Raw genomic sequence first — 26,225 nt, 5'->3', positions numbered from 1 at the left:
TTTTTATTGCTTTTAATTAAAACGAAAAGCTCACTTTAGTGTAAATGTAACGACCTCGAGGGTTGTGTACACCCGATGCGTAACCATACAGATCTGAATCACCGTCACCAATTGCAAATGGTGGCTCTTCATCAAATAAGTTATTTACACCTAGCGATACTTTTGCAGACTCAGTAATACGGTATGATGTTTGTAAATCAACCAATACTTGAGAATCAACAGTGCGCGATGTATTACTATCGAAGTCTAAGTTGCCATCGAAATCGATATCTGGCGTATCTTCAAACTCACCCACATAACTAATGTTCATATTCGTGTTGAATTGGCCAATTTCCCAGTTTGTTGAGAAAATCCAACGGTGCTCTGGGTAGCCATATTCACCAGTGTAATCGCGGCCGTCTTTTTCAAATTTATCTTGGTAAGCCCATTCTAAATTGAATTTTAGTAAGCCTAACTCATCCAGTGAATGATTGTAGTTTGCTGAAATATCAACGCCAGAAACTTCTTGTGATGATACATTTTCAAAAGTACTGAATATCTTTTGAATAGTTCCTAGGCTGTCAGTACCTGATGGTGGTAAGCGTACACATACCGTACTATTTTGGTTATTACACTCTGAGTTGTAAATTGGACCAAACTCTTGCTCATCAATTTTATTATCTTGGGTGATACTCCACACATCAATACTTAAACCAAAGTCAGTTGTGGGTGCCCAAATGAAGCCGACATTCCAAGATTCAGATTCTTCAGCTTCTAAATCTGGGTTACCGGCAAATTCAATGTTGTAATCTAGCGGGTCACAATCTTTACCTGTTGCATCACAGCGGTAATTATCAATAAAGAACTGACTCTCTTGAGATGGCCCTAAACCTACTTGTGCAAGTGAAGGTGCTCTAAAGCCTTGCGCCCAAGAACCGCGAACCGTGATTTCATCACTAGGTGCCCAGCGTAAAGCGACTTTAGGGTTTGTCGTAGTGCCAAAGTCACTGTAATCATCATAACGGCCCGCAAGTTGTAGCTCTAAGTTTTCCGCAAGTGGAATTGAAAACTCTACATAGGCAGCGTATTGGTCGCGCTCTGCGGCAGCTGAAACTGACTCGGTACCAAAGATTAACCCACGTTGAAATTGATCATCTGGCGTATCAGTTACGTCTTCTTCGCGGTATTCAATACCGGCCGCCATCATGACAACATCATCACCAAAGTTAAATGCTTCACCTGAAATGTTAGCATCGAACGACGTCATATGAGACTCACCTTGGCGAACCAAGCTCGTTGTGATTCTGTCAACAACAGCCGGATCGTTGTAAGTGCCGCCAAATGGGTTGTAGTTACCTGCGTCAATCTCTTGTTGTAAAAAGTCGGTGCGAACCCAACCTTGTGAACGATTCCCTGTTTGTAATGACTTGCTACGCCCTTTTTGTACCGCTGTTTCCCAGCTCCAGTCGTTAATTTCACCTTTTAAACCAGCAACAAAACGTAATGTGTCTGATTCGATATCCCATTGACGCGCGCCTGCATCCACTGTTCTGTAACGACCAATTTCTATATCTTGACCAAATGGGTTATTTGGATGATTCCCTGGTACGGTTAAACCCGCATCTTCATCAAGTGGCGTTGGTGCGCCAGCTGCAACTGAGCTGTTATGCTGTACAGCCATTTCTAAAAAGCCGGTGATGCCATTGTCGAAGCGGTATTCAAATTGTGAAATTGCGCCTACACGTTCTGATGCAGGGGCAATATAGCCGAATGGACCATAGTCAAATAAGCAACTACCACTTGATGTTGCATTTTCAGCAGGACACGAAGGATCGATTGTTTTAACGCCATCTACGTAAAAGTAGCCCGGGAAGCCACGTGATGAACGAAAGTCTTGGCCGCCATAAGGAGATTGATTAGCAGTACCTAAACGGCCCATTTCGTCTGATGATAAAGACGTGTTTTTAAAGTAATCAATAATAACGGACGCACTACTTTTTGCACTCGTTGTACCCCAAACAATGCTAGCCGTGGTTTCTTCATAGTTAGGGCCATCTGTGCCGCCGTAACCTAAATTAACTTCAATCCCGTCGATGTCTTTTTTCAAGATAACGTTTACAACACCTGCTACAGCATCAGAGCCATAGATTGCTGATGCGCCATCTTTTAAAATATCAATACGTTCAATTGCTGAAACAGGAATGCTGTTTATGTCAACAAATGAGTTGGTGATCCCTTCAGCAAATGCGCTTATAGCAACACGACGACCATTAATAAGTACCAACGTAGCATCAGCCCCTAAACCACGAAGGCTGACGGCGGCTGAACCATTAGCGGTTGAGTCTTGGTTATTGCCACGGGTTGAAAAAGTACCATTACCTGCAACAGGCATTCTTTCAAGAAGCTGTTGTAGGTTGTCATAACCCATGTTTTCGATGTCTTCTTTATTAATGGATTGTACTGGCGATGGGCCTTCGATATCGGAACGTTTGATACGAGAGCCTGTTACTTGAATACGTTCTACTTTTTCTGCAGTCTGCTGTGCAGCGTAAGTTGTTGTACTAAAACCTGCTGACAATGCGATAGTAGCACCGATGATTAAGCTCGGTGTAAATGCAATTGATTGCTTCATCCTTAAGTCCTTGTTGATATGTTATAATTTATTTGTTTTTTCAAGCCGAATTATTAATACCATGTAACTTAACTGTTATCAATTGACTGCAAAGCTGATTTTATTATCGGCACGAATATATACTGATTTTCTCAATAATGAAAAACAATGGGATACTCGCTATCTGGTGCGGGAGAGTGCTTTGCTCATTATTAAAAAATAAATCACTGAGCGACTTTAATTTGTAATAATTTGTATTTTCTTAAAAATTTAATCAAAAAAAACGCCTAACATGATGTTAGGCGTCTTTATTTAAACTTTGTGTTTCATTAAACGTTCTTTTTCACGGGACCAATCTTTATTTTTACCATCTTCACGTTTGTCATGCATTTTCTTACCTTTAGCTAAATGGAATTCAAGCTTCACCCAGCATTTTTTCCAATACATAGCGGTGGCAACTAATGAATAACCATCACGTTCAGTTGCACCAACTAAGCGGTCAAGTTCACGCCTGCTTAGTAGTAATTTACGGTAACGTAGCGGGTCACAAATAACATGTGTTGATGCACTATTTAAAGGCTGAATGGTACTACCTAATAAAAATGCTTCACCGTTTTTAAGATGAATGTAAGTTTCAGAGATATTTACCTTACCTGCTCGGATACTTTTTACTTCCCAGCCTTGGAGTTCAACACCTGCTTCAAACTTGTCGTGTAAAAAATACTCGTGTCGCGCTTTTTTGTTTAGCGCGATGGTATTACTTGTCGATTTTGATGAATTTTTCTTAGCCATAGTGCCCTATAATATACGTTATACAAGATGTTTTACATCGATTTTTTAAATTATACATGCAAAAGCGAAGGATTAATTTAAGCGCGATGAAAGTTTGGGGAAACGCACAAAGCTTGCTAAAATTCCTGCACACAGTTGGGAGTGAGTATGCCACAAATAGAAAAAAGCGCGCTGGTTATGTACAGCACTAAAGAGATGTTTGATCTAGTCAATGATGTAGAAGCCTATTCACAGTTTTTACCTAATTGTTCAGACTCAAAAATTATTAAGCAGCATGATAATAACATGACCGCTAGTTTAGAAATATCCAAAGCCGGTATAAAAAAATGGTTTACCACTGAAAATACGCTAATTGATGAGCAAACAGTGATGCTTCGCTTGGTTGATGGCCCTTTTAAAACCCTACAAGGTCGCTGGCACTTTCAGCAATTAGATGCGCAGGCGTGTAAGGTTAATTTACAGTTAGAGTTCGAGTTTTCAAGTAAGCTAATAGAGCTAGCGTTTGGTAAAATTTTTAATGATGTGGCTAAAAACATGGTGAGTGCATTTACTCAACGTGCAAAAACCGTGTACGGAGAACGTGCATGATAAATATTGAAGTTGTGTTCGCGTTACCCACTAAGGCAACCACGTTAAATATAGAGGTGCTGCAAGGTACAACGGCTGAGCAAGCAGTAATACAGTCAGGGATTATTAAAAAGTGCCCTGAGATTGATGCAACCGATTTAACTTTAGGCGTATGGAACAGAACGGTAAAGCTTAATCATGAGCTTAAAGATGGCGACAGAATTGAAATTTACCGCCCATTAATTGCCGATCCTAAAGATGCTCGCAGAAAACGTGCTGAAAAAGCCAAAGAAGAGGGCCGTGCTAATAAAGTCACTGGTGGCCGGCCGTTAGATCGTTAGACACAAAAAAGGTGAGCCATGCTCACCTTTTTTTACAACACTTTAATAGCTTCTTATTGCTCTAAAGGTGTTGTAAAGTTTTCTGGTTGCTCATAGTCGCCCGATACCGTAACTAGCTTCTCATTTTCAAAGTTTAATACTAATGATTTATATTGTTCATTAGCACGTCCTTTATTAAAGCTGTATACATAACGCCAAGTATTTTTATCGAAGGCGTCTTCGGCAATGGGTCTGCCTAGTACGTATAGTACTTGTTCGCGAGTCATATTAACGCGAAGCTTATCAACGTCTGATTGTTCTAAAAAGTTACCCTGAGGGATGTTGATTCTGTATACCCAGCTAGAACAACCTGCGGCTGAACTAAGCGTTAAAGCGACGATAAGCCAAAGAGACAAAGTTTTTAACGACTGCATTGTTAGTTGTGATCCTTATTTTTTATAATCTGCATGATACCGATTAGTTACTCAAGGTAAAACCCTTTTGAGTAATTGTTTTTGTTTAGCGTGTTAGGGCGAGGTTTTGACCATTAGTAATCAAAAAAGTTTAAACAATGAGTTGAGCAATAGTAAAAATAAACCGGCGACTTGGTCACTTTATATTGTGCAAACACGGTTTGGTCATTGGTATACCGGCATTACGGTTGATGTAGCCCGACGTATCGCTACTCATCAAGCAGGTAAAGGGGCAAAAAACCTCAAAGGTAAAGGGCCGCTGGTACTCATTCATCAACAACAAGTAGGTACTAAAAGCGACGCGAGCAAATTAGAGTATGCGATTAAAAAACTTCCACGAGCAAAAAAAGAGGCTTATGTTGCTGCTTTTAAAGGGGGCCTTAATACCACAGGGCTTGTCAAAAGCTGATTAATAAATGCCTCAATTAGCAATACGGCTTCTTGATAGAGGGGAGTATTTATATTTTCGAGCGTATCTTTAGTACTATGATGGAAGTTATCTGCCCCCATAGAAAAGTACACATACGGGATTTTTTGTTTAGCGAATGAATAATGGTCGCTGGCTCTGTGCCAGTCGATTTGTTTAGTGTTGGTGAGTCGGCTCATTTTTCGTGATGAATAAACAGGCTTTAATTTGATCTTGTCACCGTTAATCTGAGTAAGTAAAGGGTTAAGCTGGCTTTTTAATGCGCGACTTGTTAGTGCGTATAACCGCTTATGTGACTTTTTAACTGCCAACATATCTAAGTTAATATTTAAAACAATTGGGAGTTGGCGCATTGTTTTGGCAAAGTGCTCACTGCCGTGTAAACCATTTTCTTCAGCGTCTGTTGCAACAAACATAAAGCGATATGAAGAAGAAACCGTTAGCGCATTCGATAAATAAAGTAATGCAGCAACACCCGAGGCATTATCGTTAGCACCTGGGTGTAATTTTCCTGCTTGTAGACCTAAATGATCATAATGCGCAGTAATAACAATAACAGGTAAATCTTTTACAGTATTAGTGGCAATAATATTAACGCCTTGTGCGTTAGAAAACAGCCCTGAGGAATAAGTAAAAGGTTGTTCACTTACTGTGAGTTGATGCCCTTTGAAGCGTGTTTTTAAATACTCCCTAGTGAGTAATGCTGCATGGCTATTCGTTTTTCTACCAGCTAATTTTGGGCTGGTTAGTATAGTTAAATCAGTCAATAATTGCGGCTCAATCTGTTTACAAAGGCCGTTCCAACTTATAAAAAAAACGATGCAGGTTAAGTTAAATAATTTAATAATGATTCGCCTTCGCAGTAAGTGATTTTAATGCAATGAGCTTATTGTCATAGCGCTGTTTGTGATGAATGAAGTCTGCTTTTTTTCTAGCTTTACGTAGATGAAACTCCGCTTTAGTTATATTACTTAATTTAAAGTAACTGCGCGCCAACCCAAAGTGACTTTCATGTAATGTTGGTGACATAGCGTTAGCTTTTTTATAATGACTAATCGCATTTGTATAGTCACCACTTACATAGTCACTGTTACCAAGCGATATATGATAATAAGGGTTAGTTTGGCGCTTTTTGTCAAGTTTTGCCAATAGCTTTTCGCCTTCGGCTACTCTATCTGTGAGTTTATATAATAATGCTAAATTACCTTGCGCAGTATTATCATTGGCGTTTAAGGCAATGGCAAAATGATACATTTTCTCAGCTTGTTGGAGGTCATCTAATTGTTTAAAGAGTACTCCTAAATTCCCCCAGCTGGCACTAAATGAAGAGTCGGTATTGATAGCTGCTTTAAAATAACTATAAGCTAAATCAAACTGCCTATTAATCAGTGCCTCGCCGCCTTTGTTGTTATAAAACATGGCGGTCACTCGTTTTTTTGACAGCGATGAAGTTGCAAAACGAGCTTGTCGGCTATTAGGATCAAAATCAATGATTAAACGCTTATTACGCTGATAAACAAGTGAGCTGTCTTTGAATTTAGTCTTATTGTCTATAGCAATGTTTATGTGCCCAGTGAGTAAATTAAACCCTCGATTTAACGCCCAGTACTCAGGAATATGTACTTTCTGAAAGCGAGCCTTCAGGCCTAAATGTTCGGCTAAGCTATACGCTAAAATAGAGAGGGAAAGACAGTTAGCATTTAAATTTTGATAGCTTTGAGACGCCGTTTGTGTGCCAGTTGATTGATAAGATAGTGAGTTATCACCATTTGAGAGTAAAAAACTGAGTAGACTATAGGCAATTTCATCAGCCGATTTATTTGTTTGTACGTAAGCACTTAATTGTTGTTTAAGGCTCTGATCGAGTTGAAATATTTGCTGTTCAGACTCTACAAGCTGCTGTTTAAGTTGCATTGGGGGAGTAATAATAGGGGGGGGCGTGCTTAAATTGGCGTTATCTGTAGTGCTACACGCACTTAAACTCAGCAAACAAGCAGCCAGTAAATAATGTTTAGCTTGAACAGTACTCATACACACCTCTGTACAAAAAACACACTCAAGTATAGTGGTTATTTCATACAGAGGTTATTTTTTAATGTAACAAACTGTTTAACGCTGCTGATTAAACGTGGCTACTAGCGCATCAAGTGTTTGTGCACTGGTGGCTAAATCGCGAATTGCTTGTTCGGTATTGATTTGTTCACTCATTGATTTATCACTGATCTCACTAATTTGCTCAATACTTCGACCGACATCATTTACAACGCTACTTTGCTGCTCGGTGGCTGTGGCAATTAGAGTTGCCATGTCGTTAATTTCATTCGCTGTTTCAGTAATCGTATCAAGCAACTCAACCGAGCTTTGCATTGCGCTGACGCTTTGTTGGGCTTTACCTTTCGATTGGCTGATATCATTTACAACATCATCTGAAATTTGAGTAAGCTCTTCAATCATTGATTGAATTTCAGTGGTTGATTGCGACGTACGATTCGCCAGAGCTCTTACTTCATCTGCAACGACTGCAAAACCACGACCATGCTCACCTGCACGTGCAGATTCAATGGCTGCATTAAGTGCAAGTAAGTTGGTCTGCTCTGAAATCCCTCTAATTGAATCTACAATACTGGCAATATCTATGGTCTTTTTAGAAAGCAGTGCAACTTGCTCGGTAATACCATCAATATCGCTGGCAAGAGCTGATATTGTCGTTTGGCTTTGTAGTACTTGTTGATGGCTTTGTTTGGTATTATCGCGGCTATCGTTAGTTAACTTAGCTGCATTCGCTGCACTTTGTGCTATTTCTTGCACGGTAGCGCCCATTTCATTAATCGCTGCAGCAACCGAAATAGTTTGCTCTTTTTGTTTATCCAGCGCTAACGAGTTTTGTTTTGCTTGTGCAAAGACATGATCAGAGCTTTGACGAATACCATGGCTTTCATCAGCTACTTGCACAATGGCGGTTTCTATCTTTTCAATAAACTGATTAAAGCCCGACGTCAAATTATTGAGTTCAGGTTGAGGTGATGTGGGTAGACGATACGCTAAATTAGCATCACCTCGACCTAAACGAGAAAACAACTCTGCCATTTTTGATAACGGTGAGGCTAAAGAGCGAGCTAACAAGTAACTGATCACACTTGCGATAAGTGCTGTCATGATAGTGAATGTGAATATTTGCCACTCTAGGGTGTTTACACTTGCGAATACTTCACTTTTTGGTACTTGAGCTAACACAAATAAGTCGGTGTTTTTAATTGGTGTGGCAGCAATCAGCGTGGCTTGTCCGTTAATATTTACTTCTTCTAAAGCAAAACCGTTTTCATCAAGTAATTTGTGATGAATATTAGCACTGTAAATACTATCTATATTAACCTTAGCGACTTTAGCTGCATCTTTATGTAGCTGAATTAAGCCATTTTTATCGGCAATAAATACAAACCCTGACTGTTCAATTTTAAACTGCTGTAGCAGTTTTTGCATATCAGTAATGCTTTTTGCTAATCCCGCTAAGCCGAATCCATTAAGCTGCTGATGATTAACAAACATTTTTACATCGTTTGCAGATTCCTGATAAATACTGATTGAATAAGGTTGTTTAGATTGAGTAAAAGCAAAAAACCAACCATCTGCAGCATCATTTTTTAAAACACGTAAAAAGCCATCTTGGTTCCAATATTGCGCGGTGTTTTTATTAGCCCACGAAGCGGTGGCAAGGTCATATTGCTCAACCAAACGATTGAGTTCTTTTAGTAACAACGCATCGTTGGTGTTGCCAGAGTTTGCCCAATCTAAAATAAAGGTATTGGCAGAAAGCTGCTGTGCTGCGCCTAAAAGTTCATTGATCTCCCCACCAATATGATTACTGATTGTTTGCAGCTTACTTGGCAGTTCTGATTCGATCATGCGTTGCTCAATAATATTCTTTGAGTTATGCAAAGACGTCAAACCAATTAATACAGCAACACAAATAGCAATAATGCTTCCAAGCGCTGTTATTTTTTGAGTAATAGAGAGATTTTGTATCGTCATGGTAGTGCTTATATATTTACAACTGAGGCAATGAGGCGATTATTCTAGCACATTATTTATTTTCGGCTATTGATGAATAATTTACATTTAAATAAAAAAAGCCCACAGCAAAAAGCAAATGGGCTTAGCTTCTAACAATTGAAAGTTCTAGGGTTATAGAGTTACACTATTTTTTTCATTGCCGACATATAACCGCGTAATTTAGCACCCACTTTTTCAACAGGGTGTTCACGCAGTGCGGTATTTATTTGAATCAATGTTTGATTATCTACTTGGTTACTTTGCTCATTTAAGCCTCTGCCAATAACATCGGTATCAATATCTTGCATAAACTCTTGTAGTAGTGGCAAACATGCATGGTTGTATAAGTAACAGCCATACTCTGCCGTATCGGAAATAGTACGATTCATTTCAAACAGCTTTTTACGTGCAATGGTGTTAGCAATTAACGGCGTTTCATGCAATGACTCATAATAGGCAGATTCTTCAATAATACCGGCTGCAGTCATGGTTTCAAATGCCAGCTCTACGCCAGCTTTAACCATGGCTACCATTAAAATGCCGTTATCAAAAAATTCTTGCTCAGTAATTTCTACATCACTCGCTGGGGTTTTTTCAAAATGAGTTTCTGCAGTTTCAGCACGCCACTTTAATAAGTTAGCGTCATCATTTGCCCAGTCTTCCATCATTACTCGTGAAAATGTGCCATCGATAATGTCATCTTGATGTTTGTTATACAGTGGACGCATGATTACTTTTAGCTGCTCACTTAATTCAAACGCTTTTACTTTGGCAGGGTTTGACAGACGGTCAAGCATATTGGTAACGCCGCCATACTTAAGTGCTTCTGTGATCACTTCCCAGCCATATTGAATTAGCTTTGAGGCATAACCAGCATCAACGCCTTTATCAATCATTTTATCAAAACATAGAATAGAGCCAGTTTGTAGCATGCCGCACAGAATGGTTTGCTCACCCATTAAGTCAGACTTAACCTCAGCAATAAACGATGATTTAAGTACTCCCGCACGATGACCACCTGTACCTGCGGCATAGGCTTTTGCTTGTGCCAAGCCATGACCCTGAGGATCGTTCTCTGGATGAACCGCAATGAGTGTCGGTACACCAAAGCCGCGTTTATACTCTTCACGTACTTCTGACCCCGGACATTTTGGAGCAACCATAATAACGGTAATGTCTTCACGAACTTGCATGCCTTCTTCAACAATATTAAAGCCATGTGAGTAAGCAAGCGTTGAGCCGTGTTTCATTAATGGCATAATGGCATTAACAACCGCAGTGTGTTGCTTATCAGGTGTTAAGTTAAGTACTACATCGGCTGTTGGGATTAATTCTTCATATGTTCCCACTTTAAAACCATTTTCCGATGCATTTAAGAATGACTGACGACGCTCAGCAATCGCTGATTCACGCAGTGTATAGGCTACATTTAAACCCGAATCACGTAAATTTAAGCCTTGATTTAAGCCCTGTGCGCCACAGCCTACAATCACTAACTTTTTACCTTTGAGTGCAGCAACACCATCGTTAAATTCGTCTGCCCCCATAAACTCACATTGTGCCAGTTGCGCCAATTGTTCACGTAAAGGTAAGCTATTAAAATAATTTGCCATGATTAAGGTTCCTATTAATTCAATTTGTTAGATGCATTGCATTTGCTTTGCTTGGAATAACCATATGAAAAATATCTTCTTGCGTAAAATGATATATTTGAATTAAAGTATTTCATAATTTGAAATACTGGTGTTGTTATGGATCATAAGCATTTACATTACTTTTTGGCGTTGGCAAAAACGCTTCATTTTTCTCGTGCCAGTGAGTTGTGCCACATAAGTGCGCCTACTTTAAGTCGTAATATTAAGCAGTTAGAAGATGAAGTAGGGGTGATGCTGTTCCAGCGAGATAATCGCAGTGTCAAACTTACTCGCGAAGGCGTTGCATTTAAGGAGTATGCTAGTGCAACGCTCAGTAATTGGCAGCGTTTTAAGGCCAATTTAAACGAACCGCAACAACATATTTATGGCAATGTGAGCCTTTATTGCTCTGTTACTGCATCTTATAGTTTTTTGCATCATATTTTGGAGCAGCTCAGGGCTCAGCATCAGCATATTGAAATCACCTTAAATACGGGCGACCCTGCTCTGGCAATAAATCGTGTATTAGACGGTCACGAATCCATGGCTATTGCAGCTAGGCCCAGTAAATTACCTGCACAAATTGCATTTGTAGATATTGGTTATTCGCCACTGGTATTAATTGCGCCCACTATTCAATGTCCGATCACAGAAAAACTAGCTAATAACAGCGAGACTATTGATTGGTCAGAGCTTGAATTTATTGTTGCTGAACAAGGGTTTTCACGACAAAGGTTAGAGCAGTGGTGGCGAAAAAGTAACGTGCAAGGAAAAATCTATGCACAAGTCGCTGGGCATGAGGCTATGGTATCTATGGTGAGTTTGGGCTTAGGTGTGGCCATGATCCCAAAAATTGTTCTCGATAATAGCCCTTTAAACGATAAAGTTCAGATTTTGGATAGTAAAGATGAGCCCCCACAAGGGTTTAAAATTGGCTTGGCGGTATTACACAAAGAATTAAATGATCCTGCGATTAGTGCGCTGTGGAATATTGCTCAAAATATGGGGGAAAACATAATATAGGCTTGTTGAATGATAAAAAACTGTTAATATAAACCGCTAATACTTATGTGTTTATTAACATCTTTGTTGTGATGTCTGAGAGTTTCGATTATGGATAATACTGCCTCACTTGCTCATTCTGCCCAGTGTTTAAAAAAAGCCATTCCGCTTATGGTGAAGTACAAAATGGCGGTAACGCCGATTAATTATGCAATTTGGTATTGCTATGTACAGGGCGATAATCCACAACTAAATTTAGAGCTTGATAGAGTTATCGGTCAGCACAATACTTGTTCTGCTCAAAGTGCACAGGAAATATTCGATAAATATATAAATGATGAAGAGTTAGCGTTTTTCCAACAAATGTCTGAAAGATTTCATAATACGGTAGAGCAAGTACAGTTTGATTTGAGTGATTCTATTCAATATTCAAAAAGTTTTACCACCTCGTTAGTTGACTCACAAAATGAGTTAAAAACACTCTCTAGTATAAACTCATTTAATGAAATTCTCTCTTGTGTAGAGCGTTTAACAGACGAATCAATTGCAATGCAAGATTATGCTCGCGGCTTCCAAACTAAATTAGCGCAAGCATATAATGAGATTAAAGATTTAAAAGAAGCCCTCACTATGACTCAAGAAGCGGTTGATAAAGATTCGCTAACGGGGTTATTAAATCGCGGTAAATTTGATACCGATATAGTTGAGTTTTGCCTTCATGCATCTTCACAAGATGAGCAAGCTAAGATAGCCGTGTTAATAATGTTAGATATTGATCACTTCAAGCGTTTTAATGATGATTTTGGCCATCAAAAAGGTGATGAGGTTCTCAAGCTTGTTGCCCAAAAAGTGCAAAATAGTGTGCAAGAACAATATAATGCTTATCGTTACGGTGGTGAAGAATTTTGTATTACGGGTTACTTTGATAGCATTAATGATGCGATGACATTTTGTAATCAGTTGCGTTTGAGTATTGCTAAATTAACCATTCGTAAAAAAGAAGATAGCAATAATAAACGTAATATCTCAGCAAGTTTTGGTATTGCTTTAATGGAGCCCTTTAGTAAGAGCTGTTTGTTAGTAGAAAAGGCCGATAGAGCACTTTATTTAGCTAAAACTCATGGTCGAAATCGAGTTGAAATAGCCGCCAATTTGTAAACGTGTTCCGTTTGTATCAAATTTGTTAATGATTGTAACCTTCTAGAGCTTGTACTTATACTACTTGCTACTATAGGGTCAAAGCCACTTTATAAACTAGTGAATAACTCCATGGCGTTACATCTGAGAATAAAAATATGCATTTTATTGGTGTTGTTTAGCGCTAATGCGATTGCTCAGACGCAGCAAAATATCACTACTGATGAACTTAAAATGAGTGTCAGCTTAGGGGTAGGGGTGATCAGTAATCCTTTATATGGAGCAGACAATATTCCTTTAGTGGTTGTCCCACAAGTGGCTTATTATGGCCAAAATTGGTTTTTTGATAACGGTCGTTTAGGCTACTCTTTTATACAAAGTGATACGCATAACATTAGCTTTGTGTCTGAGATTAACCCAGAATCACGGTTTTTTATTGATTGGCACCCGCAAAATATATTCCCGCTCACAACAATGTCTAATAACGAAATATTAGAATCACAAGATGTTGAATCTCCGCGCCAGATTAATATTAATAATATTCAAAAAAGACGAGTAGTACTGGATGCTGGCGTCAGTTATGTTTTTGTAAAACAACAACAGGTATTTTCTGCGCAATTATTGCATGATGTAAATAGTGTTTATAATAGCTACAGAGGATCATTACAATGGCAATACCATTTTGATCTTAAGTTGTTAGAACTTAAATCGACGTTAGGCGTTAACTACAAATCAGCCAAACTAAATAATTACTTTTATGGCTTAAACAGCGCAGAATTTTCATATGGTAAAATAGAAGTTGGTAGTAGCTGGCAACCTTATGCTAAAATCGACGCCCGTTGGCCGGTAGGTAAAGCCAACGCACTTCGTTTTCATTTAGCATATTATGACTATTCAGCAATGGATAGTAGCCCGCTATTTGAACATGACTATTCAATGACCGCCTTTATAGGATTCGAACATACATTTTAATATGAAGTGTTTTATGTTGGTTGTGTTTGCAGCTTCATTTTTTAGCAACCCAAGTGTTGCAAAAGCCCCTTCACTTAACGTATCACCCAAAGTCTGTGTGGTTTCCGAACAACAAGAGTTCTGTGATCTTGAGTTAAAATTTAAGTGGCAATTGCCTGAGCCAATCGATGTGTGTTTATACCAGCAAGATACTCAATTGAAATGTTGGCAAGGGGTAAAAAAAGGGCAACTTAGTTATAAAGCGCGTGTTCAGGTGGAGACCATATACTCCCTGATTAATCCCCTTACAGGTGTATCATTAGCGAGTGTGCAAGTAGAAGTGCAAACTGCATACGCGAAGAAGAAACATCGGCTACGCTCACCTTGGAGCTTTTTTTAATTTAGGAGCAATAAATGCCAAAGATATTACTTGTTGAAGATGACCTAGGGTTGCAACAATTAACCAAAGACTATCTTGAGCATAATGGCTTAGAAGTTGACGTATTAGATCGCGGAGACGAAGTGTTTCCTTACCTGAGTGAAAACGATGTTGATTTAATCATTCTAGATGTGATGCTGCCAGGAAAAGATGGCTTTAGCGTGTGCCGCCAAGTGCGCGACAAATACACCTTACCTATTTTAATGCTTACTGCAAAGGGCGAAGATTTTGACCAAGTTATTGGCCTAGAGCTCGGGGCTGACGATTACGTTATTAAACCTGCGGAGCCGCGCGTGTTGTTGGCTCGAATTAGTGCATTATTGCGACGTGGACAGCCTAGCGTAAGAGCCATTGAGGAGCTTAAGTTTGGTGATTTATCAATAGATAAAACCAGTCGTATTGTAAAGTTAAGCGGTGTAGAAATCGTATTGACCTCACATGAGTTTGAATTACTGTGGTTATTAGCTTCAAATGCAGGAGAAGTACTCAGCCGAGAACATGTGCACCAACATATGATTGGACGTGAGTACGACGGGCTCGATAGAACCGTTGATGTACGTGTATCTCGAATTCGTAAGAAGCTTGGTGATAATAGTGATAAGCCATACCGTATTAAAACGGTGTGGGGGCAAGGCTATTTATTTGTATCAGATGCGTGGGACATGTAATTAATGCAAGGTATTAGGCTAGGTTAATGGGGAAGCTATTTATAAGCCTTTACGTGTATATTATTGCCTCTTTGTTTATTGCCAGTGGTGTTATAGAGCAGCTTTGGCCGTATGATGAATCTGAGCAACATGTTTTGTTAGATGATGAATTTGGGCAGTCATTATGGCTGCTCTCTCAAACGGCAGATGGTCTTGAACAGCTAAAGCATAATTTTGATAGTCAAGTTATCTCTCAGCAAGATTTAGTTCTCCCTCCTGAGCAGCAATTACAATTAGCTCAAAATAATTACCTTTACTTGTATGATAAGCAGCAACGTATTGTTTGGTATGTTACTTTAAATAATTCTCAGTTGTTACAAGTAGGTCCTGTAGGTGTCAAAGCTAAAAACACTGGGACCGTAATACCTTATTTATTGGTGCTATTTATTATTAGCTTACCGATAGGGTTATGGAGCTTATTGTTATGGCGAGACTTTGCTAAGCTCAGCCAAGCCTGTGAAGCCGTCGGAGGCGCGCAAGATTTTCAATTAAGCGACCGCTCTAAATCATTTTTTTTACCCATCACTGATACGTTGCAAGTAATGCAGCAGCGGATTGAGTTTTTATTGAGTGCTCAACAGGAACTGACCTCATCAGTGTCACATGAGTTTAGAACACCATTAGCGCGTTTGAAGTTTGCAATCGCGATGTTAGAGGATAAAACTCAGGACATCAAAGCACAGCACTATTTATCTGATATGCAAATGGATATTCATGAGCTGGAATCCTTGGTATCAGAAATGTTGGAATACGCTCGTTTAGATACACAGCAACCAAGCTTACAATTGGCTCCTTGTGATATCGTTGCATTAATTAAAGCCAATATCGAAAAAGTAAGTTTTGATACCCCTATTAAATTAACAACAACGCTACCGAGTCAATTCATTTACGTATGTGATAGTCATTTTATGTCGCGAGTGCTACAAAATTTAATTAGTAACGCACTAAAACATGCTACGCAAACTGTGCATATTAGTTTAACTGCCAACGCCGAAAAGTTATTTCTGGTTATTGAAGATGATGGCCCAGGTATTGCGGATGCTGAACGTGAGAAAGTGTTTAAACCTTTTACCCGTTTAGATAAAAGCCGTGATAAAAAAACCGGTGGGTTTGGATTAGGGCTAGCAATTGTAAATAAAATTATTAGCTGGCATAAAGGGCAGTGTAAGATTGAAGACTCACCACTGGGTGGGGTTAAGTTTATTATCACCCTCGACAACTAAATCCCAAACAATAAAAAAGCGCCATAAAGGCGCTTTTTTGCGGTTTAAAACCAAAAAATCAACAAGTAGCAAATAGATAGACAGACCATTTATAGAAAAGTTCTATTTTATTTACTATTTTTTTCTAGTAATGGCATCAGCATTTGCTCTAAGCCATTAAGCTTCACTTCGTACATCATTGCGAGCTGAGAGCCAAGCTTGCTATCAGGAAAGCCTTGTTGTTTAAACCACACTAAATATGGCTCAGGCAGCAAAAGTAAAGGGCGTCCCGCATACTTGCCAAATGGCATAATGGTGTTAATCGCTACTTTTAGTTGTTGAGGATCCATTACTGACATCTTTTATAAATAATGGGGGTAAGTGTAAGGGATTTTAAGGAAATAAAATAGGCTGTAACGGGCAAGTAACAGCCTATTGATAGAGGGAGTAGGCCCTCTAATTTGAGAATCTTATTGGTCACTTAAAAGCAAGGGGTCCGTTATTTGTCTTTTATAAAACACAAACTTAGGTATTAGCTTTATTCAACCAACACAGACATTTTACCTGATTTTTTCACCAATAAAATACTCAGATGTAAAGGAATGTAAATGCAATCTATTTGCATCTAAGCCCGATTACGGAAACAAGGTTTGCTTTACATGCTCCGCAAAACCGCTACCAGCCTCTAAATAAAAGTTATAAGTAGAATCTATTCCCATATCTTCTAATTCTTTTTGCTGATCGGGGTAGTTAGCAATCGCAGTTACTTGCCCTTTATAGCCTGATGCTTGTAATTGCTCTAAAGCAAAAATATTTTGCATATGCTTAGGCATAGTTAACATAACCATTTCCACATGAGAGTGATTAACGCGCTGCCAAAAATCAGGGTCGGTGGCATCGGCAATTAATACTCTGCGTCCACGTTTAATATGTTTATCGACCACCTCAGGTTTAATATCAATACCTGCAACTACATCAGGGTGAGTTGCGTTTATTGTTTCATAGGCACCAGTGCCAATTCTACCCATACCAAAGATCACTATTTTCGTATCATTTAAGTTTACAGGAAGCTCTTCTGCTAAACGGGTCTTGCTTTCAAACTTCAATAAGAGGCGTTCAATTTTAACGTACAGCTCGTTAGAGCGTTTATTTAAAGGGGAGGCAATCACAAATGTAATTGATACGGCAATCGCGATAACCGCGAGCCATTCAGAGGTAACCATGCCGCTAGATGCAGCAACTGCACAAACAATTAAGCCAAACTCACTAAAGTTAGCCAAACTAAATGCGGTGAGTAAAGAAGTACGAGCACGCAGTTTAAATAAGTTAGTTAGTATGTAATAAAGCAGCGTTTTAACAGGAATAACCAATACTAAAATTAAAGCAACGACTAAAGAGTGGGCAGTAAGTTCTGCGCTTAAACCAATACTTAAGAAAAAGCCAACCAGTAATATATCTTTAAGGCTAAGCAGCGATTTAGACAGCTCACCTGCTTTTTTGTGAGGGGCGAACATCATGCCAATGATCAATGCGCCTAAATCACCTTTTAATCCTGCGAATTCAAAGGCATTGTACCCAGCTACCAACGCAAAGAAAAAGCCAAATAGCGGCAGCAACTCACCGTGTTTAGAGCGGTTTAAAACCCAGTACATAATTGGGCGAAACAAAGGTAGTGCAACAATTAACCCTAAGGCCCAAATGTTCGGTACTTTACCTGTACTGACCGCTAAAAATATGACTGCAAATATATCTTGCATAACCAAAATACCAATAGCTATTTTACCATGTAAACTTGCCATTTCCCCGCGTTCTTCAAGCACTTTTACAGCAAACACCGTACTGGAAAAGCTCAGAGCAAAGCCAACTAACAACGCACTTTGCCAGCTTAAATCAACAAATAACGGCAGTGCAAATACACCAAGCAACAACATGAAGCCACTAAACAATGCGCTACTTAAAATGATGTGTATGGTGGCAGGAGCCCATACTTGAGGTTTTATAAGGTTAGCAATTTTTAGCTTGAGTCCAATACTAAAAAGTAGCAGTGTGACCCCTAAAGAGGCAATCGTTTCGAGTAGCTCCGTGCTTTTGTAACCCGCTAAATTAAGAATAAATCCGGCCATAAGAAAGCCGATAAGCGGCGGTAATTTTAGCTGATATATACCAAAACCGCAGACGAAGGCGGTAGCAAAATAAATTAGTTCCATAGTTATTAGTATCACTGCACTTGGCATTGTAGTGTAGCGAAAAACAATGCTTATTGACAATTTATCTACTTATTTCCTACTGCTAATTGGCTGATAGTGAGTATTTATCACCTGATTGCTAAAACACCTTTATGTATGCATAAAAGCGGCTGTAAAGTACAAAAAACACACATAAATGGCTAGTTTTATGGTAAACAGCATGTAAATAGCAGTTTTTCGCTGACAAGCGCTTTTAAATGTGGTTAAGATGCCATAACGAAGGAGTTTAAGTGTAAGCAAACAAGTGTATTGCTTAGCTTAAGGAGAAAATATGTTTAAAAAGATTTTAGCATCGGTAGGCATTGGTGCCGCCAAGGTGGATACTATTTTAGAAACCGAGCATCTTCAGCCTGGCCAACTATTCAATGCACAAATTGTTATTAGTGCAGGTGATGTAAGTCAAGAAATTGCGGGTTTAGATTTAATGTTAGTTACTCGGGTTAAAGTAGCCAGTGAAGACGGTGATTACTTTACTAATCATGTTATTGATCAATGGCGCATAACTGACATTGGTACTGTTGAGCCTGGTGAAGTTAAAACTATCCCATTTGAAGCCCGTTTGCACTCAGAAACACCAATTACTGAAATTAATGCCGGTTATAACCAGTCTTATGTGTGGTTAGAAACAGGGCTTGATATTGACCTTGCGCTTGATCCAACAGATAAAGACCATTTGCACATCTATCCGAATGAAGCAGTTAAAACCTGTATGCAAGCAATGGAGAAGCTAGGATTTAATTTAGTTAAAGCAGATGTAGAGCAAGGCCATTTACGTGCTTCTACTTTTCAATCTGTGTCTGGGTGTTATCAAGAGCTTGAATATCAACCAAATAGTCGCAGCTTATTTGGTATAAAGGAAATTGAACTGTCGTTTATTCCTGAAGCGCATAAAACGCATGTACTGATTGAGTTAGACAGAGCATTTAGAAGTGACGGTTATGTCGATTTAACTATCGAGCATGATCATGTTAACTTATCTCAGTTATGTGATCAGTTAGAGCGATTATTTGCTTAATAAGATTATGGGGCCTTTTAGTAAGGCCCTGTAATAATAAAAGGTGTTTAAATGGCGTTTAAATGTGAGCCATTCTCTGCGCTCGACTCCCAGACCCTGTTTGCAATAATGCGTGAACGTGTTGACGTATTTGTTGTAGAACAAGTGTGTCCTTACCCCGAACTTGATGATGTGGATATTGCAGATGCTACTCGCCACTTGTATTCACTCAATAGGCAAACAGTAAATGCCTATGCTCGTTGTTATGAAAAAGATGCACATTATAGTGCGATAGGGCGCGTTTTAGTTGCTCAATCACAGCGCAGCTCTGGTTTAGGCAAAGAATTAGTTAGCCAGGCTATTGCCTGTTGTAGAACTCATTGGCCTACTCGTGATATTTATATAGGCGCACAAACCTACCTACTAAATTTTTATCGCTCATTTGGTTTTGAGTGTGTTGGGGAGGAGTACTTAGAAGATGGCATACCCCATCAAGATATGATTTTAAAGCAGTAGATAATTCTTAATAAATAAAGGCCCACATTAGTGGGCTTTTTTTGTTTTATTAGCTAAGTAAAGAATGTAAAAATACTAAGCTAATGGCGATAGGGCATACAAACTTAGTATACCAAGGCCATATTTTCCAAAATAAGGTGTTATGTACTTCAGGGTTACCTTGCTGGATTGCTTTGAGCAGTGATGACCTATACCAGATCCACCCTACAAAAATACAACACATAAGTCCTAATAAAGGTTGCGCGACTTTAGTTGTTAAGGTGATCACTAAACCAAATAACGTGCCTAAGTTGCACACTATGGTAATACTAACCATGGCAATTAAAGCACCTATTAACCATGTTGCTTGAACACGCTTCATTGCAAAGCGCTCTACAGTGTACGATACCGGCGCTTCAAGCATTGAAATTGACGAGGTTAGAGCGGCAATACTCATTAATGCAAAAAAAGCAAAGCCAACAAATAAACCCACACCACCCATGCCATCAAATAAGGCGGGTAAAACCTGAAATACTAAGGTGTCTTCTGAAAGCAGTTTACCTGTTGTTGACGAGAATATTTCAACACCTTGGGCTTGTGCAACATACATCGCGGGGATAATCAGTAAGCCTGCTACAAATGCGATGAATACATCAATAAGCGTAACATAAGCCCCCAAAGAGACGAGATTTTCTTTTTTACTGATATATGAGCCATAGATAATCATTACACTGGTACCCAGTGACAATGAAAAGAAGGCCTGTCCTAGTGCACTGACTAATAAGGTGGGATCAAAAATAGAAGAAAAGTCAGGGACTAGGTAAGCTTTTAATCCCTCAACAGCGCCTTCTTGAGTCATTACATAGGCAATTAAGGCAAACAAAATACCGAGCAAAGCAGGCATTAAACGTTTTGACCATTTTTCAATACCATTTTCAACACCGCGGCTGATAATAGCAACGGTTAAAATAATAAATACCACAGTAAAAAGAATGTTACGTGTAAGTGACTGTTCACTTAACCACGAAGATGCCGCATCTGCGCCTATGAGAGTAGTAACCGGCTCTAAAGTTGCACTTAACATCCAACCAGCAACAATCGCATAAAAGCTTAGTATAAAGCCAGCACATAAAATCCCGCCAAAGCCAACAGCAAAGGCAAACTGCTTTTGCCAAGGTTTAGTGGTTAATTTAGTTAGTGAAGAAACCGCATTAGCTTGTCCATGACGACCTATCATCAGCTCTGCCATTAAAGCAGGATAGGCTAAAAAGAAGGCCAGTACTAAGTACGCGACTAAAAAGGCAGCCCCGCCATTACTTGCTGTTTGTGTCGGGAAACCCCAAATATTACCAAGCCCAACAGCAGATCCTGCCGCAGCCATTATAAAACCAAAGCGGGAGCTAAACTCACCTCTTACTGCACTCATATTATTTTGCTTCTCTATTTTTTCGACGCCGTGACAATCTACTGGAATTGTAAAAAAATAAAAAGTGCTTATTTGACTTAGTCGCACAATTATTGCGTTTTATTTTCAGATATAAATAACACGTGCATTTTTTGATTATAAATAGCACGATTTCTTTAATTATATTGCGTTAGTTAGAACGGATGGTAATTGTTTAATTAATATCTAAACCGCGCAATCGTAAGTGTAAAGCAGGCCCCACCAAGGTGCTCACTTTTACTCACTTCTATTGAACCATGATGCCAATCGGCTACTTTGGCAACGATAGCCAATCCTAACCCATAACTGTTGTCACTGCGATTACGGTGGCTGCGCTCACGGAAGAACGGGCTAAATACTTTTTGATTGTTTTCTTGAGCTATTCCTGGGCCATCATCGGCAATGCTGATGACTAAAGTATGCTCTTGTAGCGAGGCGGTTACTTTAATGTGATGATGTGCAAAATCGCAGGCATTATTAATTAAGTTTGCGATCGCTCTTGCTAGCCAATGTAAGTCAGCAAAAATAGTATGATCATCACATTCTAAAGAAATATTAAGCGAACGTGCGGTTATTCTTGGTTCAAGCTGCAGCACAATGTCACTTAGATATTGTTTAAGGTTTGCTGATGAGTAAGTGAGTTTATTGGCATTTTGTTCCAAAGTAGCAAATGCTAAGTAGCTTTTTAACATTGACTCCATATGATCCAAATCGGTTTCCATACGGGTTAGGTAATGCTTTATTTTGCTCTCATCATGGCTATCAAGTGCAGCGTCAACACCAAAGCGTAAGCATGCTATTGGGGTTCTTATATCATGGGACAGGCTTGAGGCCATCAGTTTATTTTCAGCTACTAACTTTTCAATTTGGCTTGCCATGCGGTTAAAGGTCAGTTCCACATCTTTAATATAGGTAAAGCGAGAGGGCTTAATTCGGGCTTTAACATTACCGGATGCGAACTGTTTTGCCGCATCATTTAATACTGTAAGACGTTTTGCTAAAGGGGTAATAATAAAACCCATAAAAACACATAAGCCAGTATAAAATAACAAAGTTAAAATTATGTCGTTTCGCTGTGTGCTCTCGTAAGGCTTATCTAAACGCATGGTTAAATGATAAGGGCTTAATGCATCATTAGTGTAGAGCATGTAAAAGCCTTGCTCGTCCTCGAGTATTAACCCGCCTTGAGTTTGCATTTTATCTAATAGCGCTGATGGTAATGCTAGCGACTGATTTAATTTGTAGTTAAGAGTCAGGTTAAAATCTTTGGCTAACTTAGTTACCTGTTCTGGTCGTGCCTGTGGCTTTATAGCTGTGAGCTGTTTACTTAACCCGACAATAATCTGGCTTTGTACACTAAACTCATCCAAAGGTGCATGTGCTTGTTGGCTAAATGCATCAATAAGCCAACCTAAAACAATAATTGAAAGCAGCGCACTGCCTAGTAGTGAAATATAAAACTTTTTCATTGATGCTATTCCATAATAGGCTGGGTGTATTGAAGTGACTTTTATTATTGTCGCGCTTATTATTTTAAGCGCTCAGGCATTAAAACTTACCACGCTGTAGTCACAAACAAATAACCACGCCCCCAAATAGTTTTTATTTTTTCTGGTTTTTGCGGATCATCATTAAACTTTTTACGCAAAGCAGAAATAAGCACATCAACGCTTCTATCTAGGCCGTCATACTCTCTACCTTTGGTTGCTTTAAACACCGCATCACGTGATACAACCTGCCCAGCGTTGCTCGCTAAATAATGCAGTAATAAATACTCTGCGCTTGAAATATTCACATCTTGCTGGTTGAGTGTAACGTTACGAGATTCGGTATCAATACTTAATTGACCAATATTGATCATGCTCTCTTGAGCATCAGTTTTAGGCGTGTCACTGCTATAGCGTAAAGCCGACTTAATACGAGCAAGCAGTGCACGAGGGCGAACAGGTTTTATAATGTAATCTGTGGCACCGACTTCAAGCCCAATGACCTCATCCATTTCTTCATCTCGTGCGGTGAGCATAATTATAGGAGCTTGATAAAAGCTACGTAACTCACGGCATACACTAATACCATCAAGTCCTGGTAACATAATATCGAGTAAAATAAGTTGTGGGTTTAAATGCTTTACTTGGCTTATAACTTCATCACCGCGATGACATACATGCACAATATAACCTTGCTCAGTTAAATACTCAGTTACCCATTGTGCAAGAGAGATATCATCTTCAACCAGTAAAATAGTACCGTAATTATCCATAAGCTTTCTTCGTATACCTGAATGATGTTTATAGTGTGTGGCTAAAATAACCGCCAGCGCCGCTTTTTTTGTCTATTTTGATACACCCATTGTAGTTTAACTTCGCTTACAGCAATCACTTGTGATGTATTACTATCAAACAGCTCAAATGAAATGCTCTGGGTTGAATCAAAGGCGTAATTAAGTGAGCCTTGTCGCTGTTTAAGCCAGCACTGCATAATGTATTTTGAAGTCGCATCGCGTAAACAATAATTTCCTACCTCTGGTTGCTGCCATGATAAGACAACATCGGCATAACATTGACGCCCTTCACGTAAGGCTACACAGGTATCGGGAACGGCAGTAAGGTCACTGGGTGGTTGTGTAGTGGCTGCAAGCAAAGAGCCCGAATATGTAAACAACAAACAGTAAAAAAATCTAAAGTACATAACGCAGGCCTACCTTGGCTTTGTGTTGATATCCTTGGGAAATAATTGGGCTGTCTTCAATTTCTTTTGAAAACCATGTAGTTAACCAGCCTGCTAAGAATACCCAATCTTGATTGATGGGGTATTCGGCATGAAATTCAAACATAATACTGGTACTGGCATCGGTACTATAAATTGGACGTACTGCGTTTGCTTCATCGCTATCAATACCAAAGTAATAGTTTGTAAAATCAGCAGAGTAAGCACTTAAGCCAATACCGGAGCGAAACTCCCAATTGCGCCAAGGTTGAATGTGGCTGAAAAACACATTGGCAACCCAACCATTATGAGCACCGCTAATATCATGTAAATATTCAAATGAAATTTGTGAGTTTTCAAATCGACGTGTTAATCGAAGGCCGGTGTCAAAATCATAGTTACGCTTTTTTATACCACGCAGTGGATCAATTATTCCGTCGTTATAAAAGCCTAAACCTTGTTCATCAAAACCTGCTTGAATGTTGGTGCCTAATAAATCAAGACCCCAATCATATTTGTTAATTAAGCTATAGCCTAAAACAAGTCCACCGCTGAGCTGATTATGGTCAAAATCTAGATAAAAATTATCGTAAGAAACTGCAATACTCAAATCTAGTTCTGCACCAACATCATAGGAGTTCATGCCAACTAAATAAGAGTCTTCAATGTAATAACCTGCGCCAGCGCTCCAATCCCAGGCAAAACCAGTGGTGGGTTCCAAAGTGTTATCGGCATAGTAACGATTACTGGCGCTGCTTTGGGCACTAAAAATAGCGGCAACTAATAAGGCCGCACAACCAAAAGACTGTTTAAGAGAAGTATACGTCATCCTTGGAACCTTAATTAGAGTTTGCTAAAGAGGCTAGGGTCTGTTGACCTTTGCGGATTAAAATTTGTTCAAACTAGGGGCGGTTTAATCGCGGCGCGAAGTTTGTAACCTAGTGGGCTAAGTCAAAACCGAGTAACAAAGAGTAAATCGCCCCTAGGCAGAACCCTTCGGGCAGCGTCTGTTTGGCATTGATGCTGCGTTATCGCCAATTTATGGGGAACAACCACACCACAAAGGCTCTGCCTTGCCTAAATACCAAACAGAGTGCTGCAAATTTAACCTTGAAAGGTCAACAGACCCTAGTATATTGTCAAACTCTTAGCTAAATCTGTAAAAAAATGTAGCGGTCGTCCTAACAACTACTGAACTTTAATTTTATCAATAAGAATACTGCTTAAGTAAAATTGCATCATAGGTGTGAGAGCACTTATTTCGGTGCGTGTACATGGCCCATTTAATTTAGTTAAACGACTCAGTTTTGTAATGGTTTTATAAGCAGGGGCCGTTACTTCATTATTAAGCTCAGCTCGTTTAAGACGAGCCTGTTCGGTGTTGTGCTTGTGTATAAATGCAACAACTTCCAGCTCATTAGTGATCTTCTTTTCTTCGCTAAAGCTATAAACTAAAGGTTCACGATGAAAGCTTGCACTGTCAATTGATGATTTAGCAAACCACACCACATCGCCCGATGCTTTGTGAGTAAGTCGCATGCTAACTTGGGCCAATATATTGGCGCATTGTTGGGACGGAAATTGCTGGGCTACTTTTGAAAACAGTGAATATGGCTTTTCTGGTTGTGCTAGGGTGTACTTGGCGTCATCTATAAATTCCAGATCAACTTGATGAATCGCTAACGTATAATCGCTGTTCTCGTTAGTTGTCACCTTAAGCTGTTTATCAATTAAGGCTTGGCTTATTTGAGAGACCAAAGTGTCGGTAACACTTGCACGGTCTACTATTACTCTAACAGTTTGATTTTTTTTCACGTTGTGGGCAGGTAATTGTACCGACTTCACTTTTGGTGAAGCATGCTCAGTTTCATATTTTAACTGATAAGTTTGGCTCTTAAGCATAGGCTTTGCAGGCATTGCTAAAGGCTCTGCGGGTTGTTTAACGACAGCACAACCTGACGCTGATATTATAAAAAGTGATACAACTAAAAAACGCATAAATATTTTACATCCACTCAAAAGCCATTAATCGGTCATATTGTACGTTAG

Annotated in this window: 26 protein-coding genes; 11 read left to right on the top strand and 15 right to left on the bottom strand. The window is 39.3% G+C overall.

The features are described 5' to 3' along the window. Positions 1-16: 16 nt before the first annotated feature. Together AC0VZ5_RS11355 and smpB are read right to left on the bottom strand one after the other, a co-directional pair. The gene (locus AC0VZ5_RS11355; protein ID WP_475472892.1) at positions 17-2,611 is read right to left on the bottom strand and encodes a TonB-dependent receptor; all 2,595 of its coding nucleotides are present in this window, start codon (positions 2,609-2,611) and stop codon (positions 17-19) included. A gap of 291 nt (positions 2,612-2,902) precedes the next feature. Next, positions 2,903-3,382, bottom strand: a complete 480-nt coding sequence (gene smpB, locus AC0VZ5_RS11350; protein ID WP_008109102.1) for an SsrA-binding protein SmpB — start codon at positions 3,380-3,382, stop codon at positions 2,903-2,905. 147 nt (positions 3,383-3,529) lie between these two features. Between smpB and AC0VZ5_RS11345 the strand changes: the two genes are divergently transcribed. Both AC0VZ5_RS11345 and AC0VZ5_RS11340 read left to right on the top strand, forming a co-directional pair. Next, positions 3,530-3,970, top strand: a complete 441-nt coding sequence (locus tag AC0VZ5_RS11345) for a type II toxin-antitoxin system RatA family toxin (protein WP_138605336.1) — start codon at positions 3,530-3,532, stop codon at positions 3,968-3,970. After that, positions 3,967-4,290, top strand: coding sequence for an RnfH family protein (locus AC0VZ5_RS11340; protein ID WP_008109106.1), 324 nt, complete (start codon positions 3,967-3,969; stop codon positions 4,288-4,290). Before AC0VZ5_RS11345 ends, AC0VZ5_RS11340 begins: the two co-directional genes overlap by 4 nt. A 53-nt stretch (positions 4,291-4,343) precedes the next feature. Here AC0VZ5_RS11340 and AC0VZ5_RS11335 read toward each other — a convergent pair whose 3' ends face one another. Further along, positions 4,344-4,703, bottom strand: coding sequence for an outer membrane protein assembly factor BamE (locus AC0VZ5_RS11335; protein ID WP_138605338.1), 360 nt, complete (start codon positions 4,701-4,703; stop codon positions 4,344-4,346). 106 nt (positions 4,704-4,809) lie between these two features. On the opposite strand from AC0VZ5_RS11335, the gene AC0VZ5_RS11330 reads away from it, so the two are divergent. Then, positions 4,810-5,151 carry a GIY-YIG nuclease family protein gene (locus AC0VZ5_RS11330; protein WP_138605340.1) on the top strand — a complete coding sequence of 114 codons (342 nt, stop codon included), beginning with the start codon at positions 4,810-4,812 and terminating at the stop codon, positions 5,149-5,151. Here AC0VZ5_RS11330 and AC0VZ5_RS11325 read toward each other — a convergent pair. The 4 genes from AC0VZ5_RS11325 to ilvC all read right to left on the bottom strand — a co-directional run bounded on the left by AC0VZ5_RS11325 (position 5,097) and on the right by ilvC (position 10,832). Continuing rightward, the gene (locus AC0VZ5_RS11325; protein WP_475472887.1) at positions 5,097-5,936 is read right to left on the bottom strand and encodes a M28 family peptidase; all 840 of its coding nucleotides are present in this window, start codon (positions 5,934-5,936) and stop codon (positions 5,097-5,099) included. The two genes, AC0VZ5_RS11330 and AC0VZ5_RS11325, sit on opposite strands and share 55 nt — an antisense overlap. 73 nt (positions 5,937-6,009) lie before the next feature. Next, a complete protein-coding gene (locus AC0VZ5_RS11320; RefSeq protein ID WP_178956396.1) occupies positions 6,010-7,200 on the bottom strand; it encodes a tetratricopeptide repeat protein in 1,191 nt (396 codons plus the stop codon). A 78-nt stretch (positions 7,201-7,278) separates the two neighbouring features. Next, positions 7,279-9,198 (bottom strand): methyl-accepting chemotaxis protein, encoded by a 1,920-nt coding sequence (locus tag AC0VZ5_RS11315; RefSeq protein WP_475472885.1) that lies wholly within the window; start codon positions 9,196-9,198, stop codon positions 7,279-7,281. Positions 9,199-9,359: 161 nt separating this feature from the next. Then, complete coding sequence (ilvC, locus tag AC0VZ5_RS11310; protein ID WP_198523526.1) at positions 9,360-10,832, bottom strand: ketol-acid reductoisomerase; 1,473 nt, start codon at positions 10,830-10,832, stop codon at positions 9,360-9,362. 138 nt (positions 10,833-10,970) lie between these two features. Here ilvC and ilvY point away from each other — a divergent pair, with 138 nt between their 5' ends. The 6 genes from ilvY to AC0VZ5_RS11280 all read left to right on the top strand — a co-directional run bounded on the left by ilvY (position 10,971) and on the right by AC0VZ5_RS11280 (position 16,312). Then, positions 10,971-11,876 carry an HTH-type transcriptional activator IlvY gene (gene ilvY / locus AC0VZ5_RS11305; RefSeq protein WP_178956394.1) on the top strand — a complete coding sequence of 302 codons (906 nt, stop codon included), beginning with the start codon at positions 10,971-10,973 and terminating at the stop codon, positions 11,874-11,876. Positions 11,877-11,966: 90 nt separating this feature from the next. After that, positions 11,967-13,013, top strand: coding sequence for a GGDEF domain-containing protein (locus AC0VZ5_RS11300; RefSeq protein ID WP_138605350.1), 1,047 nt, complete (start codon positions 11,967-11,969; stop codon positions 13,011-13,013). Positions 13,014-13,124: 111 nt separating this feature from the next. Next, the gene (locus tag AC0VZ5_RS11295) at positions 13,125-13,964 is read left to right on the top strand and encodes a MipA/OmpV family protein (protein WP_475472882.1); all 840 of its coding nucleotides are present in this window, start codon (positions 13,125-13,127) and stop codon (positions 13,962-13,964) included. 13 nt (positions 13,965-13,977) lie between these two features. Further along, positions 13,978-14,343 (top strand): DUF3019 domain-containing protein, encoded by a 366-nt coding sequence (locus AC0VZ5_RS11290; protein ID WP_138605353.1) that lies wholly within the window; start codon positions 13,978-13,980, stop codon positions 14,341-14,343. A gap of 14 nt (positions 14,344-14,357) precedes the next feature. Beyond that, positions 14,358-15,050 carry a response regulator gene (locus AC0VZ5_RS11285; protein ID WP_138605355.1) on the top strand — a complete coding sequence of 231 codons (693 nt, stop codon included), beginning with the start codon at positions 14,358-14,360 and terminating at the stop codon, positions 15,048-15,050. A 26-nt stretch (positions 15,051-15,076) separates the two neighbouring features. Beyond that, a complete protein-coding gene (locus AC0VZ5_RS11280) occupies positions 15,077-16,312 on the top strand; it encodes an ATP-binding protein (protein ID WP_138605357.1) in 1,236 nt (411 codons plus the stop codon). 107 nt (positions 16,313-16,419) lie between these two features. Here the strand turns inward: AC0VZ5_RS11280 and AC0VZ5_RS11275 are convergent, their stop codons facing one another. Together AC0VZ5_RS11275 and AC0VZ5_RS11270 are read right to left on the bottom strand one after the other, a co-directional pair. Beyond that, positions 16,420-16,641 (bottom strand): DUF3820 family protein, encoded by a 222-nt coding sequence (locus tag AC0VZ5_RS11275; protein WP_010387988.1) that lies wholly within the window; start codon positions 16,639-16,641, stop codon positions 16,420-16,422. Positions 16,642-16,926: 285 nt separating this feature from the next. Continuing rightward, on the bottom strand, positions 16,927-18,498 hold the full coding sequence (locus AC0VZ5_RS11270) for a cation:proton antiporter family protein (RefSeq protein ID WP_010387989.1): 1,572 nt from the start codon (positions 18,496-18,498) through the stop codon (positions 16,927-16,929). 310 nt (positions 18,499-18,808) lie between these two features. On the opposite strand from AC0VZ5_RS11270, the gene AC0VZ5_RS11265 reads away from it, so the two are divergent. Both AC0VZ5_RS11265 and AC0VZ5_RS11260 read left to right on the top strand, forming a co-directional pair. Further along, positions 18,809-19,552, top strand: coding sequence for a sporulation protein (locus AC0VZ5_RS11265; protein ID WP_010387990.1), 744 nt, complete (start codon positions 18,809-18,811; stop codon positions 19,550-19,552). 51 nt (positions 19,553-19,603) lie between these two features. Continuing rightward, the gene (locus AC0VZ5_RS11260) at positions 19,604-20,047 is read left to right on the top strand and encodes a GNAT family N-acetyltransferase (RefSeq protein ID WP_475472878.1); all 444 of its coding nucleotides are present in this window, start codon (positions 19,604-19,606) and stop codon (positions 20,045-20,047) included. A gap of 49 nt (positions 20,048-20,096) precedes the next feature. Here AC0VZ5_RS11260 and AC0VZ5_RS11255 read toward each other — a convergent pair whose 3' ends face one another. The 6 genes from AC0VZ5_RS11255 to AC0VZ5_RS11230 all read right to left on the bottom strand — a co-directional run bounded on the left by AC0VZ5_RS11255 (position 20,097) and on the right by AC0VZ5_RS11230 (position 26,174). Further along, positions 20,097-21,452: a sodium-dependent transporter gene (locus AC0VZ5_RS11255; protein WP_475472877.1), complete on the bottom strand. Its 1,356-nt coding sequence runs from the start codon at positions 21,450-21,452 to the stop codon at positions 20,097-20,099. A 197-nt stretch (positions 21,453-21,649) separates the two neighbouring features. Next, positions 21,650-22,939: a sensor histidine kinase gene (locus AC0VZ5_RS11250; RefSeq protein WP_138605365.1), complete on the bottom strand. Its 1,290-nt coding sequence runs from the start codon at positions 22,937-22,939 to the stop codon at positions 21,650-21,652. Between the two features lie 86 nt (positions 22,940-23,025). Further along, positions 23,026-23,730 (bottom strand): response regulator, encoded by a 705-nt coding sequence (locus tag AC0VZ5_RS11245; protein WP_138622122.1) that lies wholly within the window; start codon positions 23,728-23,730, stop codon positions 23,026-23,028. A gap of 41 nt (positions 23,731-23,771) precedes the next feature. Continuing rightward, entirely contained in the window at positions 23,772-24,158 is a 387-nt protein-coding gene (locus tag AC0VZ5_RS11240) for a DUF3019 domain-containing protein (RefSeq protein WP_054201685.1), read from the bottom strand. After that, entirely contained in the window at positions 24,148-25,005 is an 858-nt protein-coding gene (locus AC0VZ5_RS11235) for a MipA/OmpV family protein (RefSeq protein WP_475472874.1), read from the bottom strand. Before AC0VZ5_RS11235 ends, AC0VZ5_RS11240 begins: the two co-directional genes overlap by 11 nt. Before the next feature lie 359 nt (positions 25,006-25,364). Further along, a complete protein-coding gene (locus AC0VZ5_RS11230) occupies positions 25,365-26,174 on the bottom strand; it encodes a hypothetical protein (protein WP_475472872.1) in 810 nt (269 codons plus the stop codon). Positions 26,175-26,225: the final 51 nt, after the last annotated feature.

It is taken from the genome of Pseudoalteromonas sp. QJM3NY_12 (genome assembly GCF_056173165.1).
Note: the sequence above shows the minus strand (reverse complement) of the source record. Positions and strands in the feature narration are given on the sequence as shown.